We start from the raw sequence: 16,193 nt of genomic DNA on the forward strand, positions 1-16,193 counted from the left end.
ACAAGCATAAGCCCGCGATTTTGTTTAATAAAAAATTTCAATTACGTTTCATTACTCTTCAATCTGCTTTATAATCTTGGCGGGATTTCCACCTACAACTACGTTATCTGGCACATCCTTTGTAACGACAGCACCGGAAGCAACAACGACATTATTGCCGATGTTCACGCCAGGGTTTATAACGGCTCTCCCGCCTATCCATACATTATGGCCAATCGTTATCGGTTTTCCGTATTCAACGCCAGATATTCTCTCCTTTGCATTCAAGGGGTGAGTTGCTGTGTAGATGTGTACTCCTGGTGCAAGAAAACAATTGTCGCCAATCCGAATGTCGCAAACGTCCAATAGTACACTATCAAAATTAGCATAAAAGTTTTCTCCAACATGAATGTTGTAGCCGTAATCACAACGGAAAGTGGGCTCGACATATAGACTTTTGCCTGTGGACCCGAACAATTCCTTTAGCAGCTCCGTTCTTTTGTTATCCTCTGTCTCCAAAGTTTGATTGAATAACCTCGTTAGTCTGCGAGCGTTCATTCTATCCGCAACCAGCACAGCATCGGCAGCATTATAAAGCTCACCATTCAGCATTTTCTCTTTTTCTGTCTTCATTTGGTACCACTCCTGTTTGTTGTTTCAATTTTAAGCAGAAATACGGTTTGTCTGGTCACTACATTCGTTTATTTTCTTGTTCCTGAAATCATGAGGCCTAAACCAAGCTTCTGTAATCCATACAAATAATCTTGTTTCCAGTCGCTCACAGTAAGCTCTGGCAAATGTTCTTTAGGAATATAGGCTGCGCTTCTTAATGTTATTTGGTCGGTTATTTGCTTATTTATTTCATCATTGGAAAAAATAATCGTGTGCGGGTTTATTGTAGCTGTAAATGAGGCTACCAACCGACTAATCGCATCAATCTTTTTCTCATCATGAACCAATGCAGTTTCTGTTCCATCCTCGTTATTCAGGGCTTGTACAAAATTTCGGTCATCATACTGAGGAACGAAGGATATTTCTCCTGAGAAAAACGTACTGCCTCGCACGACATCACCATTTATCATAATGCCGGCACCAGGACCATTTTGACCCAAATACAAGTAGACCAAGGAACCCTTGTCTTTATTGTTTCGGTTGTCATAGTATCCAAGGACAGCCGCATTCATATCATTCTCTACAACGACAGGTATGGATAAACGCTCCTCAAAATATCCTTTTAAATCAAAATCATGAAACTGCTCATAGCTTGGGATGAAAATAATTCGGCCATTATTGACTGAACCCGGCACACCTATAGCTACAGAGCTGATTTTGGGATGCTTTTCTATAATGCTTTCAAGTAAATGAGATAAGCTCAAAGCATCATCCATTAGCACACTTGAAGTACTGCCTTGTTCCTTCTCTTCGCCTAAACAATTAAAAATGGTATAGTTAGTTTCTGTTTTCTCTAAAAATATAGCCAAACCGAGCATGAACTCGGGATTGTATGCGTATCTTTTTGCTCTTCTTCCGCCACTTGAATGGTCGAGACCAACTAAAATGAGTTCCCCGTCCTTTTCCATTTGCGTGAGAAACTTACTAATGGTAGGGAAGCTTACTCCTAGCTTTTGACTTAGCTCAACCTTCGTCGCACTCCCATGCTCCAGAAGAGCCGCTCGAATGCTGCGTAAAATAACTTTTTTCCATTCTTTTGGAGTTGCAAATAGCTCATTTATGATGATCACCACCTCTAAGCGCAATACTTATTAAATTTATTTAATAAGTTACACCGATAATATCAGAATATCGTCTTGGATAAAAGTAATCTTCAGGAAAAAATAAGAGATGCTTAAAAAAGTTTTCATGTTTATTCTATAGAATAACACGTAAAGCAATTGTTCTGGTAATTACCGCACAGAGACAAGAAAGGATGTTTTGATGTATCAAGGAAAGCAGCGAAAAATGACTATTTTACTGTTGGTTTTATATACCGTATTAATCTTCTATTTCTTATATGCCGGATTCAACAGAGCTGCTTCTATTCATGACAGCGGCTTGCGATATAATCTAATACCCGAGAAGATCCATTTATTCCTCCCTATGCAAAGAGAGTTTCCATTTTCGCTTTTTGAGTTCGGCAACTTTGCAGCATTTATACCTTTCGGAATCATGATCCCGCTTCTGTTTCGTTCTCGTTTTCTGAGTTTTATACTGCTATTTATTGTATCGATTACCATGCTTGAGACGCTGCAGATGTTTTCCCGTTTAGGCTCCTTTGATATCAACGATATTATTATTAATACGTTAGGTGCTGCAGTAGGCTACTGCGCACAAAGGCTTGTTCGACATGAGCGTGATACATTCAATGGCTTCTGCAAAATAATAATAACAGCATTTGTACTTGCGGTTGGTGTCATCGGCAGTATTGGAGGCATTAATAATTATTTAGATAAAGCAAGCAGCGAGGTTATCGCTTTAGATAAACTGCCATTAAAGGCTGGAACTGTTCTTTGGGATAAAAGTCTCTCCAGCTTTCCCGCAGCCCAAGAGAACGTTGAGCCGAAACTAAATATGTACAGCCGAAACAATACACGAACAAATGAGTTTACCTATCTTTTAGACGGCAAATATCACATGATAGCAGGTAATCTCGCGATATCAAAAACCTTAACTCAAAGTACCGGCAATGGAAATATCGATCTCATTTTTAGCGCAGACGGAACCGAAATCCATTCATTTGGATGGAGTTTCGATAGACAGGAAGAGCTTCCTTCCGAGTTTTTTCAAATCCCCTTAAATGGAGCAAAGGAACTTACTATAAAATTTGTTAATCATACATCCGATCGAGATGTCCTGCTGTGGGACATTGCACTTCATAAAGTAAATACCGGACAAAAAATAATAAATGGGATCAAACAAAAACTAAAAACATTATTTTAAATGGAAAAAGCCGAATTTCTTAGCTTGCAAAGAAATCGGCTTTTTGTAATGTCACTTCATTTTAGCATCGGCATCTCCGTGCTGTAGCACAAACTCATCCAGCTTTGCACCTTCCACGTCATAGGCTTGATAGGTTAAAGTGTCACCATTTACCGTAATCCCTGCAAACATTTGCTTCTCATTCTGAAAATGAACTTTATGATAAAACTTATCTTCCTTTTTCTCATTGAATTTTTGCCCTGCTGTATTGGTTACCACATATACAGTGCCCGCTCGGTTTTGCACCGCTTGATCACCGTCGCCTGTGATTTGACCATCACGAAGCGGATAGGATCTGGAGTACTCATGATTATGACCTTGCAGCACCAAATCAACCTCGAATTCATCAAATAGCGCTGTCCAATCCTTCACCTTCTTGTTCGTATTTCCTCCATAAGGCCCTTGATGCAGAGCAACGATTTTCCATRGCTTATCCGTGCTCTCCAAATCTTTTTTCAGCCAGCTTGTTTGCTCCTTTATATTCGATTCCGAATTTAAAATAACAAAATGAACAGAACCATAATCAAACGAGTATGTCGTTCCCGCATTCGATCCCTTCGCGCCACTCGCAGGTAAGTTGAAATGAGAAACAAATCGCTTGGCATCTCCATCCACTTCATCATGGTTCCCCGTAACTGGCATAAATGGAACCTGTGTTACCCACTTGCCTGCTTTTGCGAAAAGCTCGGTCCAGGCTTGCTCATCGGTGGGCTCTTCTGTCAGATCACCATTATGAACGATAAAGGCAGAGGCTGGGAAAACGTTAAACGCCTGACCCAGCGTATTTCCCCACAGCTCAAAATCCTGCTCCGTCATGCCTTGCGAATCCGTTATGTTTATGAAAGTAAAAGCATCGCTTGCTTCAGCTTCCGTCCTAAATTGTGCAGCATCGCTCCATGCCTCTTTTTCTCCGCTGCCTACTCGGTACGTGTATGTGGTTCCCGGATTAAGGCCGGTTGCTTCTGCTTTATGAACACCACGCAAAGTATCCTCACCTATGTCAATCGATGATGTCGTACCCTTAAAGGTCATTACAAGAGCCTCTTCCCAATCGCTAGGGACGGCTCCTTCAATGATCTGAACAATTGAACCCGAGTGTGCATTCGTACTATGCCAAGTGAAGGCGCGGCTAGTTTTTGGATCGCCCTTGAACGTAGTCACAATCGCGGCTGGCTTCGCCGACTTATTGGCCTTTAACCATTCCATGCCAATGGCTCCAACAACTAATAAGGCGCAGCATATGAGCAGTATGATCATGTCTTTTCGGATTTTTATCCTAGTCACACTCCTTCTTCTCTATCTAATTTTAATTATATCTTAACAAAAAGCTGTTGCACGGCGCATTCAGCAATCTTTCAGCCAGCCTTAAGTTAAGAATAAGTAAAGGCCCGTAGAATAACATTTGTAAGCAGCGAGGGGCGCTGAACATGAAATGAGGTGTGAGATGAACAAAAACCTAAACTATCGCCATGAATTGAAATTTTTCATTAACTACCATCAATACTTTATTATTCGCCAGCGGCTAAAGGATCTGATGGAACAAGACAAACATGTCGGTCCGTCAGGCGAGTACCATATTAGAAGCTTATATTTTGATGATATAAACAACAAAGCTTTGCATGAGAAGCTTGGCGGCATTCGTGATCGGGTCAAATATCGTATCCGCATATACAATGGCCAAGACCATGTCATTCATTTTGAGAAAAAAATTAAATTCAAGGACTACATCGCAAAGGTAAAGGAACCGCTAACGAGGGAAATGTACGACAAGCTTATGGATGGCGAATACGACGTCCTTAGAGGGCCGGACAAGCCGCTTTTGAACGAAATTCACAATGAAATGAAGCATCATCTGCTGCGTCCGAAGGTCATCGTCGATTATGTCCGTGAGCCATATGTTTACGCTAACGGCAACGTACGCATTACGTTCGACAAGGAGCTGCGCACCGGGCTTCATGCCGTTAATATTTTTGATGAAAAGGTGGAGCCCGTACGCGCACTCGACAATGATTTAATCATTCTTGAGGTGAAATATGATGAATACATTCCAGCCTTTATCCGAATCGCTTTGCAGCTGGAAGGACTAAACCGGCAATCCGCATCAAAGTATGTCATCTGCCGAAAACATTTGAAGTTCAACACTTGGGAGGATTATTAAAATGGAAACCAATACAACTGCCGCGGCAGCAACGGAGACGACAACAAATTTTGCCGATCTTTTAAAAAATTCAGTACTGGATAACTTTGCTTCTGATATCAGCCTTTCGAAAATATTGATTACGCTGGGCGTCGCTTTTTTACTTGGCTTCTTCATTTACTTGCTTTATAAACGAATATTTAGCGGCGTGCTTTATTCAAAAAGCTTTAACGTTTCGCTGATCGGCATGACCATGATTACAGCAGTTGTTATTATCGCGATTAACTCCAATCTCGTGCTGTCGCTTGGTATGGTTGGCGCTTTGTCCATCGTCCGTTTCCGTACTCCAATTAAAGATCCAACCGATTTAATTTTCTTATTCTGGGCTGCCGTTGCAGGTATCGTTACTGGCGCGGGTTTCTTTACACTAGCGGTAATTGGTTCGGTTGTGGTTGGTCTTATTCTGTTCTTCTTCGTTAAGGGCGGATCGGTAGAAACCCCTTACCTGCTTGTTGTTAACTGCGACAGCGATGCTACCGAGCAGCTTGTTCACAAGCAAGTCGGCACGCTCGTTAAGCGTTATAACGTGAAGCAAAAAACAGTGACGCAGGGCAATATTGAAATGACGCTGGAAATTCGCCTTCGCGACGAAACCGGACGTTTCGTTAACCAACTAACGGAGCTGGCTGGCGTTCGTAACGCCGTACTTATTAGCTATAGCGGGGACTATGTATCCTAATTATCGGGAGGTGTTTTCATGAAAGCGAAAGCGCGTGTAATCTTATTATGCTTTTGCTCCATTCTCCTGGTTACTTTACTCGCTGGATGTGCCGCAGGCGGTACATCCTTCAGTCTCAGCAGCTCGGGTGCGGCAAAGGGTACAGATGAGAAATCAGCGGATGAGCAAAAGCTAGATGAAACGGTTTTTCCTAAAGATAAAATCGTAGATGTAAAAATTACGATCGACGAGGACGCGTTCCAAAATATGCTGGACAACGCCAGCGCGGAGGAATATAAAGAAGCCTCGGTCGAATATAACGGTCAGAAGTTCGAAAACGTAGCCATTCGAACGAAGGGCAATCTCAGCTTGAACAGTGTCGTAAGAATGACCGAATCCGATCGGTACAGCTTTAAAATTTCATTCGATGAGTATGTTAATCAAACCTTGCAAGGAATAAGCAAAATTAATTTAAATAACAACTACAGCGATGCCTCTTATATGCGAGAGTTTCTATCGTATGAGCTTGCTGAGCAAATGGGACTTCCAACCCCAAAATATTCTTATGTCAATGTTTACGTCAATGGCGAGCTTTGGGGCTTTTATTTGGCTGTCGAGCAGATTGGCGATGCCTATCTTGAACGTAATTTCGGCAATGCATATGGCGCGCTTTACAAAGCAAACGGCGGCAACGGCAGCGAGCTCAACTGGTTAGAAACGATCGATTCCTATACGGGCCTCGATTTGAAGTCCGACAAATCAAATGATGATATTTTGCTCGATATGCTGGATGTACTGAACAATGGCGCAAGTTACGAGAGTGTGCTGGACGTTGATGAAGCGCTTAAGTTCATCGCCTTAAACGCAGTAGCCGGCAACTTTGACAGCTACCTCTCTGAGAAAAAACATAATTATTATTTGTATGAGGATGATGGTATTTTCAGCATTTTGCCATGGGATTACAATATGTCCTTTGGCGGTTTCGGCGGCTCCAGCGTACTCATTGATGAGCCAACTACTGGCGCGATTGCCGATCGGTCGCTTATTGACAAGCTGCTTAAAGTGGATGCCTATAAAGATAAGTATCACGAAATCGTTACAAGCATGTTAGAAGGATATTTGGCAACCGATACGTTTCAGGCAAGGGTCGATGTAATTAAAGCTATGATCTCGAATTATGTAAAAGCAGACCCTTCCTCCTTCTACACGTATGAGCAATATGAGCAAGGTGTTGCTCAGGTTGTTTCCTTTAACTCGCAGCAAACCAGCACCATTGCACAGCAGCTCGCCGGCACTATTCCTGCTGCTGGCGACGGCTCTGGCAGCGGCGGCGGGATGGGTGGTGGTATGGGTGGCGGCGGTTTCGGCGGAAATCGGCCAAACGGGCAGCAGGGTAACACTCAGGGCAACACCGGAAACAGCAATGCTGCTGTTAATGTAGGAGCTGGGCAGCAAAATGCCGGCATTACAGTGAACAAAGAGCTGAGTCCGCAAGGTGCTCTGGCAGATGGCGTCGTTCAGCAAGTAGTTGATAACACTACCTCCCCTACTACACAGAACACTCAAGGCAATGCAGATGCTGCTGCTCCTGAAGGGCAGCTCCCTCAGGGCAATACAGACGCTGTTGCTCCTGACGGGCAGGTCCCTCAAGGCAATGCGGGTGCTGCTGCTCCTGATGGGCAGGTCCCTCAGGGCGATGCAGGTAATGCTGCTCCTGACGGGCAGGTCCCTCAGGGCAATGCAGGTGCTGCTGCTCCTGAAGGGCAGCTACCTCAGGGCGATGCGGGCATGGCGCCTCCAGATGGTCAAATGCCTAATCAGCAAGGCGGCATGCAAGGCGGGTTTGGCGGCCAAAGACCAAACGATATGGGTGGCGGCATGGGCGGCGGCTTCGGCGGCCCTGGCACGCAGCAAACTCAGGCACAAGGCAGCCCTAAAGAAGCCGCGACGGCTGGAATCGCCATCGTGATCCTGCTTCTCTCCTGTGCATTCATCGTCTTCTATAAACGTAAACGACTATAAGCATTCTAGTTCAAAAAAAAGATCGCGAACCCTTTGCCACAGTGGCATTCGGGCAGCGATCTTTTTTCAATCCATAAGAAATACCTTTTCGCCTATTTCAATGTCTCCTGTCTTTTTTACAGAAGCATACACCCCGAAGTTTAAATTCATCTCTGTGTTAATTTTTTTCAATAAGGAAGCATCACGTGCTAGCGAATCTGGATCAAGCGTAACCATGGAGCAGCGATCACAATATTTATCCACTTGCAATTCAGCACCGCCTACCGTTATTCGTCTGCCTAGCCACTCTTTTTCTCCAAAAGCGCCTTCCTCTACAGTAATAAGTATATTTGCTCTAAAGCGCCGCGCGTCCAGCTGTTTTCCCCATATCGCTTCGAGCTTTTGCAAGCTCTTATCGGTAATGATGAGGATACTGCCTTCATCCACCGCTTTAAGGTCAGGACTTTGTGCCTGATAGCTGCGCATCCGCATCTTCTTCTTTGAGTACTTCTGCATTTCAGCTAACAGCTCCTCGTCCCAGCTAAAGGTCTGACCCTCTGGAGAAGTTATTTCTACTAGGGGATGCTCTGCGCTCGTGCGTTCATCAACCAGCTTCGCTTTGTATGCCAGCATCGCTGGAATTTCTCTTGCAGTAAAGAAGCTATCCCAGCCTTCCTTTGTTTCATCATAAAAAGCATAACAACGGTCGCCCATCAATCCGTATCTATCGATTTTACAGGTATCCAGTTCCTCTCCTGCAAATGACTTAATCGGGTACCTGCTTATACTACTAATTTTACCAATCAACGTTAATGTCAATCCAACAACCTCCATACATCCGTTTTCTTCCATTCACATGTATCTTTGATTATAGTATAAACACAAAAGACGCGCGATAAGCCAAGTACACCTTTCGGTACAGAAAGGCTTTCCGCTTATCACGCGTCATGTCATTTCATATGATTGGTTCAAACGCATTGTAATACGATTAGAAAAAAAGGTGTATTAAATCCTCCATGCTCCAATGCTGCAGCTGATTAGGGAATCCTTTTGGAGCAGTAGTACAAGCCGCCAGCTTATAGCTTCGGTTCAGTTCATATTGTTTGAAAAAATAAGCTTCCGTTCTCGGAGTTAAAGCGATGGAGCTATCCTCGCCAATATGTATTGAGAAGGAATCCAGCGGTATGGACAACCCTTTACCCTTTGCTTTTATGTAACTTTCCTTCAGCGTCCAAAGCTCATAGAAATAAGCGGTTCGCTCCTCCCCTCTCAAACAAAACAAACGTTCATATTCCATTTTCGAAAAATAAGATTTTGCTATACTTTCATCTATTTCACATATTTGTTCCACATCAATGCCTACCGGGGAAGAGCTTATAAATAAGGCAACCCAATCTCCAGCATGCGAAATATTAAAGTGAAAATCTTCGCAGCCGATAAGTGACGGCTTACCATATGAATTGCAAGTAAACTGAATCGCTTGATTGGATAGGTCTAGGTTTCGCACAATTGCAGCACGTACAAGCACTTCACCAAATAACGTCCGATAAACATCACATTGCTGTCGCAATCGACTTATTTTTAAACGCTTCTCTTCTGATACGAGACTTAACAATTGCCGGTAGTCATTCGACGTGATGTTTTGAGGTATTTTCAAAACCATAATCTCAGCCTGCACAGTTTGCTGCTCCTTTCCCCCTCAACTAATCCTAAAAGCACTCGTCTGAATCTATCACAACCTCGAATTTCCATAACGCGCCATCACTTCATGAATAGCTTTTGCCCCAAAACGAATAGCCTCAACAGGCACACGCTCATCTGCAGCATGGATCAACTCCGAGAAATTCATGTCCTCTGGGAGCGTCATAGGCAAAAAACCATACGTTTGAATACCTAATGTTGAAAAATGTCTCGCATCTGTTCCACCCGGCAGCAGCATCGGAATAGGCACTGCAGCTTCATCCGCTTTCTTCAGCACATCTGACAGCAATTCAAACAATTCCATTTCCGGGTTTTCTGGACAAGGGTCATGACGAATCACCTCTAACATTATTTGATGTTGTATGGCATGATCGTACAGCTCGGCTATGAACTGCTCTGGAGTAAAACCGGGCAGCAGCCTCCCATCCATCTCCACGATGATTTCACTTGGATGCACATTGATTTTTTCGCCACCATGCACAACCGTAGCACTTATTGTGTTGCGAAGCAGCGGTTGAAACAGCTTTCCCTTGTCACCCATTATCCTCAGCATGAGATTGCTCAGGCGTGGCCGAAGCAGCCCTTTCAATAATAACCTCGGCAATAGGGGCAATGCCGATGCCATGGATTGAATCATATACGACGCTGCGGGCGTGACATGAATCGGCAGCTTGACCTTATTTAACGCTCCCAGCATATAGGCAAGCTGCGCCATGCTTCCTTCATTTTGGCCAAGAGAACCATGTCCGCCCCCTCCTCTAACCGTAGCTCTAAGGAAACAAATTTGTTTCTCTGCCACCATAATGGGATAAAATTTTTGGCCGCTTACTTGAAAGGAGAAGCCCCCAAACTCCCCAATCGCATAATTCACGCCAGCAAAGAGATAAGAATGATGTTTAACTAAGTAGGAGGCTCCTAAATCCCCTCCTGCTTCTTCATCACTTACAATAGCCAAAATCATATCGCCTTGTAATGCTGTTTTCTCCGCGTGGGCTTTTAGAAAGGCGGCAAGCATCATCGCTACACCGCCTTTCATATCTAGGCTTCCTCTCCCCCATACGTAACCATCGATAATCTCACCCCCGAATGGATCGCGGCTCCATGCTTGCTTCTCTACACCAACAACGTCAACATGCCCGTACATGAGAAAAGGAGGTGCATCTCCGCACCCCTTTAATCGTGCAATTAAATTAGGTCTATGCTCTTCTTGAGCAATAATGATCGTATCGCTGATTCCCGATTCAAGAAGAAGATCACGAATAAAATAAATACAATCTCGCTCATTGCCTGGCGGATTCGTTGTATTAAACCGTATTAATTGCTGCAATAGATATTGAGGGGACTCATATATTGGCCCGTCCAAGCTGCTAATCATCGTAAAGTCCTCCTTGGCATGGTTGACTTCCCTTTTTCATCCTTTAACTTCTATTAGAAGCTGAAAATCGACTCCCTAATTTATCCTTAAGGCCGTTGTCGTGAAGCACTTGTTCCAATCGATCCTGCTGTTCGTTCTCTGGAACAAGCTTCGTATGGAACGCAGAAATCAGCATCTCATAAGCCTTAACCAGATGCTTCCACTCTGCCCGGCCACGAGAAAGCTGAAGCCCATTCAACATCGTCTGAACCTCGCGGTAAGGTGCAACTACACCTTGCTCATACTGCTCTAAATCCCTGTTCCGATTACGCATGCAAGTAACGATAGTCAAACATTGAATAATAAAATCTAACGAATAGTCTTGCCCCTCATCCCGGCACTTCCCAAGGAGCTGTTCCCTATCCGGTTCATGGTCGAAAGAAAGCACCCTAAGAGCTGTACTATTGTTGGCTAGTTTCTTCAATATCGATTGGGGGCCCATCTCAACCGCTTCCGAAACCCCGTTCTCCAGCAAAAAACGGATAACCGCTGTCCATTGTACGGGTGCGGTAATCTGCTCTGCCAGCACTGCTGGAATCTCATCCGCACTCCGATATAATCTTGCAGTCACACTGGAAACAACCGGATGCTGGAGTGTTCCAAGCTTCAGTCCTTTAAGCTCCTCTGCAAATAGCTGCGCCGCTGGTGCCATAAGAGGACTGTGGAACGGCGCGCTCACATGAAGCGGGATGACAACGCCTCCCCGCTTGGAGATACGCTGCACCGCTTCGTTCAATACTCCTTTATGTCCAGAAATGACAACCTGATCATCTGAATTAATATTAGACACTACAACAATTTCAGCTCCACCCTGAAACGAGGAACTAGCGTGCTTGCAGATCTCTGCAACTTCAGCTGCGCTAAGCGACATTACCGCCGCCATTGCACCACTGCCAGCATCGTCCGCATCACGCATGAGCTCGCCACGACGATGAACGATACGGACAGCGCTGTCAAATGGAATACCCCCTGCACAAGTCAAGGCGGTAATTTCTCCAAGGCTATGACCGGCTAAAAATTGCGGAGCCTTCCCCAGAAGGTCTCTGTATATTTTGTACATTGCCATCCCTACAGTTAATATAGCTGGCTGTGCATATTCCGTCCTTGTCAATTCCTCCATGCTGCCCTCAAACATAAGTTTTGTGAGATCCATGTTTATCGCTTCACTCGCTTCATGAAAGGTCTCTTTGGCGAGCTCATATTTCCTATACAAATCCTTGCCCATGCCAACATACTGTGAGCCTTGACCGGGAAACAGCAATGTGCCGCCTACCATACGCTTTCAGCTCCCTCTTCTAATTCTGCCATTACAACTTTGAGAGATGCTAGATACAGAGAGAGCAATTCATCCACACTTGCTATGTCCCATGAACGAGCATCATATAGACATCGGATGTTTAACTCGTCTTCACTAAACTCAAGCTGAAGCGCAAAGCCGATTAGCGGCATATAGGACTCCATTCCTCTCAAGTCGGTTGAAGAGAACCATGGTATGATTCCATTGTCCAATGTACGGAAACCAGCTGCTGTCGCAAGCGAGGAAAAGGTATAATAGTCGCCGCTTTCCCGTTGATTAGCTACTTCAGGGATCATTTCCACAACCGTCATATAGTGGGACATATTCAGCGACACAGGCACCATCCGATCTCCTACACCGTCTTTGACGATGACTGTAACTTCATCGGACATCGTAATATCGGAGAGCACGTACATATAAAGGACAAGCAATATATCGACGATATCTGATCCAATGTCTTCTGATAGCTGCATCAATTTCCCGAGCAGCGCTTCATCCAGCTTGCATGAACGGGGAATGGCTTCATGATCTATACCCGTTTCTCTACTTATCATGCGATTAGGGAAAGTTAAACCTTTCAGCCCTGCTAGCCCTTCCATATCTCCTTCTTCACTGAATGGTGCATCCATTAGCGCAGCCATTCCGCGGAGTGTCGCATGTCCAAACAGATCTGCAACGGATACACGAGAAGGGTAGTGCTGCTCCAAGTTGTGATGTAAAGCAACAAGCAGGATGGAGTTGCCTCCTACCTCGAAGAAGTTGTCTTCAGCGGCAAAATCGACTGTATGCAGCACCTCTTGCCAAAGAGCCGCTACTTTCTGCTCCGTATTGGTATCCAGCTCAAGCAGCTGCAGAGCAAATGCAGCATTATCCTGCAAACGAGCCACTTCACTCTGCTTTGGCAGCGCCTTGCGATCAATCTTTCCATTATTATTCAATGGCAATGCTGCAAGCCAAATGTAACGCTGCGGCACCATATATTCAGGCACTCGACTTGCCATAAAGCTGCGAAGCTCTGATGTCGACAATTCAGACTCCGCTGCATAATAAGCGCATAACAATCCGCCATTAGACTGCTCATCTTCCAGCAGCACCGCCGATTCAGTAACGTCCTCGTGCCGTGCGAGCATCATTCCAACTTCCTCCAGCTCGACGCGATGTCCGCGGATTTTCACTTGAAAGTCACTGCGCCCGAGAAATTCGAGGTTTCCGTCGTTTAAGAAGCGTGCAAGATCACCTGTTCTATACATTCTCTCACCGGGATAAAAAGGGTCGCTAACGAACTGTTCCTCCGTAAGCTCCGGCTTCCCAAGGTAACCTTGGGCCAATCTTGTCCCCGCTATACAAAGTTCACCAGCTACTCCAGGAGGCTGAAGACGTCCCGCCTTATCCAAAATGTACGTTCGCACTCCAGCAAGCGGTTTGCCTATTCCGGGATGATTATCCTCTATCCGCTGTATCGTTGACCATACCGTCGTTTCTGTAGGCCCGTAAACGTTGTATATTTGAAGCTGTGGATAAGGCTTCAGCCGATTCCATAGGGTTGGAATAAACGGCTCCCCGCCAATGATCAAATCTTTTAAATAGCGCAAGCATGGTCTCTCTTCTTTGCCAGCCAGCAGCATTTGCAGTCTCATCGGGGTAGTTACCATCATCTCAACATCATGTTTGACGATGAGACGATCCAGCAGGTCTGGGTCTCTGCGCTCCGCTTGTGATGCTAGAATCACCTTCAGCCCATAAAGAAGCGGCATAATTAAGTCATGTATAGATACATCGAACGCAGCGCTTGCTAAAGCAACAATCGTTTTTCCTGGTACATATTCTACTTGCTCTGCCATTCCTTCTATGAACCGTATCGCACTCTCATGCTGAATCATGACACCTTTTGGTCTGCCTGTTGAACCTGATGTATAGATCACATAAGCTAGATTTTGAGAGGCATTGTCCTGCTCCATGCTGCTTGAGAGTATGTGTGAATCCTTCTCTTCCCTGCCAGCAGCGCACTGCTCGTCTCTCTCATCGATACAAACAATATTGCCTTCATATTGAGAAGCTTTCGAGAGGTATTCGTGCTGCGTTAACAAAACCGGAGCCTTAGTATCCTCCAGCATATAATGAATGCGATCCTCTGGGTATTCCAAATCAATGGGCAAATAGGCGCCTCCAGCCTTCCAAATGCCGATGATGCCAACTACCAGCTCGACCGTTCGCTCCACCATCAGTCCAACCACAATTCCTGAACGCACGCCTTCGCTACGCAGTCTACTAGCAAGTTCGTGTGCCCGCTGATTCAGCGTGCTGTAAGTAAACGACTCCTCGCCGCAAATAAGTGCAGTCTCATAGGGGCGAAATTGAGCCTGCTTCTCGAATAGGTGATGCAGGGTCATGCTTGATTCACCAGCTATTCCCTTTCTATGCAATGGCTTAGATTCAGTGGATGGGCATGAACCAATACAAAGTGATTTTATTAATGCTTGAACTTCATCTTCATCCAATATGGCTGCATCTCTAAGGAGAATATCGTCGCCTCGAACTAACAGCTCCGCTGCCCGATGAACATGATTAGCTAGATTTTTCATCATTGTCGTGCTGTAAGCAGAGCTATTGTATGTCATAGTAAGCATTATGGCGGGTGATTCTGACTCCAAGACACTGTACGAAAAGAGCAAACCAACCCCATCAGCGCTCGGTTTCCCATAACTATTTTCCAAGGTTACGGCTACAGCCTGTCCCGAATTGAAGCTGCTTGTTCTGGCGGAATCGATAGTTTCTAGTTCCAAAATATGTCCCTTGTTACTGTCCTCGAATTCATTCAGAGCTCCGTCTAATTGCTTTAGCAATGACTGAAGCATATTTTGCTCATCTACCCTGATTTGAAGCGGAATCCATGTCCCGTCCATATGACTTCCGAATCTCTGAGACGGAATGCCGATCGTTAATCGGTCATCCCCTTTATATTTATAAAGCATGATGTAAACCGCAGTAAGCAGTACGCTATACAATCGCTGATTGGACTGTTCAGCATATCGGAGCAGCATTTCTGTGAGCTCTTTGGGTAAATGGATGCGCTGCTCCATAGAACGATACTCCGCTTCTCTGCTAAGCAAATCTGGGGGAAACCCTCCATCCTCTCGCCACAAATATTGATTTCTCTCACCAGCGTCTATGACTACCTTATCCATATTTTTTGCTCCTCTCTATTGTGAATGGATGATTTCTTTGCCAGCCAATATCCTCAGGAGCGTATCATTTAGGAGCGAAACGACTTGTTGTTCCCGTTCATGTATGAAAAAATGACCTCCTTTGAAGTTGACGATTTTACAGGTCTCCGTCGTTTGTGACTGCCAATCTTCTGAAGTCCCGTACAGGCTGCTGTCCTCAGAGCCATTCATAACAATGAGATGAAGAGGGAGCGGCGGCTTAACCTCTGGCTTGTACGTGCCAACCAGCTTAAAGTCAGCTCGCAATATGGGCATAAATACGTCTCGCAGCTCCTTATGCTCGAACAGCTCAGCAGATGTTCCGCCAAGGCTTAATACTTCTTCGATAAAAGCTTTATCGGGAAGCTGATATATTTCTCGGTTCACATGGCTGGAATGAGGCGCCCCGTACCCTGACATAAAAACTACGGATGGGAGCGTCAATCCTGCTGCATGAATGCTATGAATTAATTCAAAAGCGATCAAGCATCCCATGCTGTGGCCGAATAAAGCATATTGATTTTGTGTATAGTCACGGATTAAATGCAATATATCTTTAACTGCCTCATGAATATCCTCGTAGAGCGGCTCACTCATCCGGCTTCCTCTCCCAGCTAATTCAATCGGAATCAATTGAATAGAAGGATCGAGCTGCCGCGACCATTTCTTATAGACCTGAGCCGAGCCCCCCGCGTAAGGCAAACAAAGCAACGGTATACTATCCATAATTAGGAACGACCACCTTGTTAGGAAGCGATTTGATTTTG

Annotated in this window: 13 protein-coding genes; 4 read left to right on the plus strand and 9 right to left on the minus strand. The window is 44.9% G+C overall.

The genetic code is table 11. From position 1 onward, the window contains the following. Nucleotides 1-51: 51 nt before the first annotated feature. Both AC1DPK_RS03315 and AC1DPK_RS03320 read right to left on the minus strand, forming a co-directional pair. A complete protein-coding gene (locus AC1DPK_RS03315) occupies nucleotides 52-612 on the minus strand; it encodes a maltose acetyltransferase domain-containing protein (protein WP_477509306.1) in 561 nt (186 codons plus the stop codon). Between the two features lie 68 nt (nucleotides 613-680). Then, complete coding sequence (locus tag AC1DPK_RS03320) at nucleotides 681-1,712, minus strand: ROK family transcriptional regulator (RefSeq protein WP_477509335.1); 1,032 nt, start codon at nucleotides 1,710-1,712, stop codon at nucleotides 681-683. A 202-nt stretch (nucleotides 1,713-1,914) separates the two neighbouring features. On the opposite strand from AC1DPK_RS03320, the gene AC1DPK_RS03325 reads away from it, so the two are divergent. Next, nucleotides 1,915-2,916, plus strand: coding sequence for a VanZ family protein (locus AC1DPK_RS03325; RefSeq protein ID WP_477509307.1), 1,002 nt, complete (start codon nucleotides 1,915-1,917; stop codon nucleotides 2,914-2,916). Nucleotides 2,917-2,967: 51 nt separating this feature from the next. Here the strand turns inward: AC1DPK_RS03325 and AC1DPK_RS03330 are convergent, their stop codons facing one another. Continuing rightward, a complete protein-coding gene (locus tag AC1DPK_RS03330) occupies nucleotides 2,968-4,161 on the minus strand; it encodes a purple acid phosphatase family protein (RefSeq protein WP_477509308.1) in 1,194 nt (397 codons plus the stop codon). Between the two features lie 238 nt (nucleotides 4,162-4,399). On the opposite strand from AC1DPK_RS03330, the gene AC1DPK_RS03335 reads away from it, so the two are divergent. The 3 genes from AC1DPK_RS03335 to AC1DPK_RS03345 are packed head-to-tail and all read left to right on the plus strand — an operon-like array spanning nucleotide 4,400 to nucleotide 7,832. Further along, nucleotides 4,400-5,113 carry a polyphosphate polymerase domain-containing protein gene (locus AC1DPK_RS03335; RefSeq protein ID WP_441876032.1) on the plus strand — a complete coding sequence of 238 codons (714 nt, stop codon included), beginning with the start codon at nucleotides 4,400-4,402 and terminating at the stop codon, nucleotides 5,111-5,113. 1 nt (nucleotide 5,114) lies between these two features. After that, nucleotides 5,115-5,831 carry a DUF4956 domain-containing protein gene (locus AC1DPK_RS03340; protein ID WP_339207980.1) on the plus strand — a complete coding sequence of 239 codons (717 nt, stop codon included), beginning with the start codon at nucleotides 5,115-5,117 and terminating at the stop codon, nucleotides 5,829-5,831. An 18-nt stretch (nucleotides 5,832-5,849) separates the two neighbouring features. After that, on the plus strand, nucleotides 5,850-7,832 hold the full coding sequence (locus AC1DPK_RS03345; RefSeq protein WP_477509309.1) for a CotH kinase family protein: 1,983 nt from the start codon (nucleotides 5,850-5,852) through the stop codon (nucleotides 7,830-7,832). A 66-nt stretch (nucleotides 7,833-7,898) separates the two neighbouring features. Here AC1DPK_RS03345 and AC1DPK_RS03350 read toward each other — a convergent pair whose 3' ends face one another. The 6 genes from AC1DPK_RS03350 to AC1DPK_RS03375 form a co-directional block, all read right to left on the minus strand. Beyond that, nucleotides 7,899-8,630, minus strand: coding sequence for an MOSC domain-containing protein (locus AC1DPK_RS03350; protein WP_477509310.1), 732 nt, complete (start codon nucleotides 8,628-8,630; stop codon nucleotides 7,899-7,901). Between the two features lie 169 nt (nucleotides 8,631-8,799). Continuing rightward, nucleotides 8,800-9,489, minus strand: a complete 690-nt coding sequence (locus tag AC1DPK_RS03355) for a 4'-phosphopantetheinyl transferase family protein (protein WP_477509311.1) — start codon at nucleotides 9,487-9,489, stop codon at nucleotides 8,800-8,802. Nucleotides 9,490-9,543: 54 nt separating this feature from the next. Then, the gene (locus tag AC1DPK_RS03360; RefSeq protein ID WP_441876017.1) at nucleotides 9,544-10,887 is read right to left on the minus strand and encodes a M20/M25/M40 family metallo-hydrolase; all 1,344 of its coding nucleotides are present in this window, start codon (nucleotides 10,885-10,887) and stop codon (nucleotides 9,544-9,546) included. 43 nt (nucleotides 10,888-10,930) lie between these two features. After that, nucleotides 10,931-12,202, minus strand: coding sequence for an ACP S-malonyltransferase (fabD, locus tag AC1DPK_RS03365; protein ID WP_477509312.1), 1,272 nt, complete (start codon nucleotides 12,200-12,202; stop codon nucleotides 10,931-10,933). Next, the gene (locus tag AC1DPK_RS03370; protein ID WP_477509313.1) at nucleotides 12,196-15,408 is read right to left on the minus strand and encodes a non-ribosomal peptide synthetase; all 3,213 of its coding nucleotides are present in this window, start codon (nucleotides 15,406-15,408) and stop codon (nucleotides 12,196-12,198) included. The genes fabD and AC1DPK_RS03370 overlap by 7 nt, the downstream gene beginning before the upstream one ends. Before the next feature lie 15 nt (nucleotides 15,409-15,423). Beyond that, the gene (locus AC1DPK_RS03375) at nucleotides 15,424-16,152 is read right to left on the minus strand and encodes a thioesterase II family protein (protein ID WP_477509314.1); all 729 of its coding nucleotides are present in this window, start codon (nucleotides 16,150-16,152) and stop codon (nucleotides 15,424-15,426) included. Nucleotides 16,153-16,193 lie beyond the last annotated feature (41 nt).

This window comes from Paenibacillus sp. 01T424, from assembly GCF_056398745.1.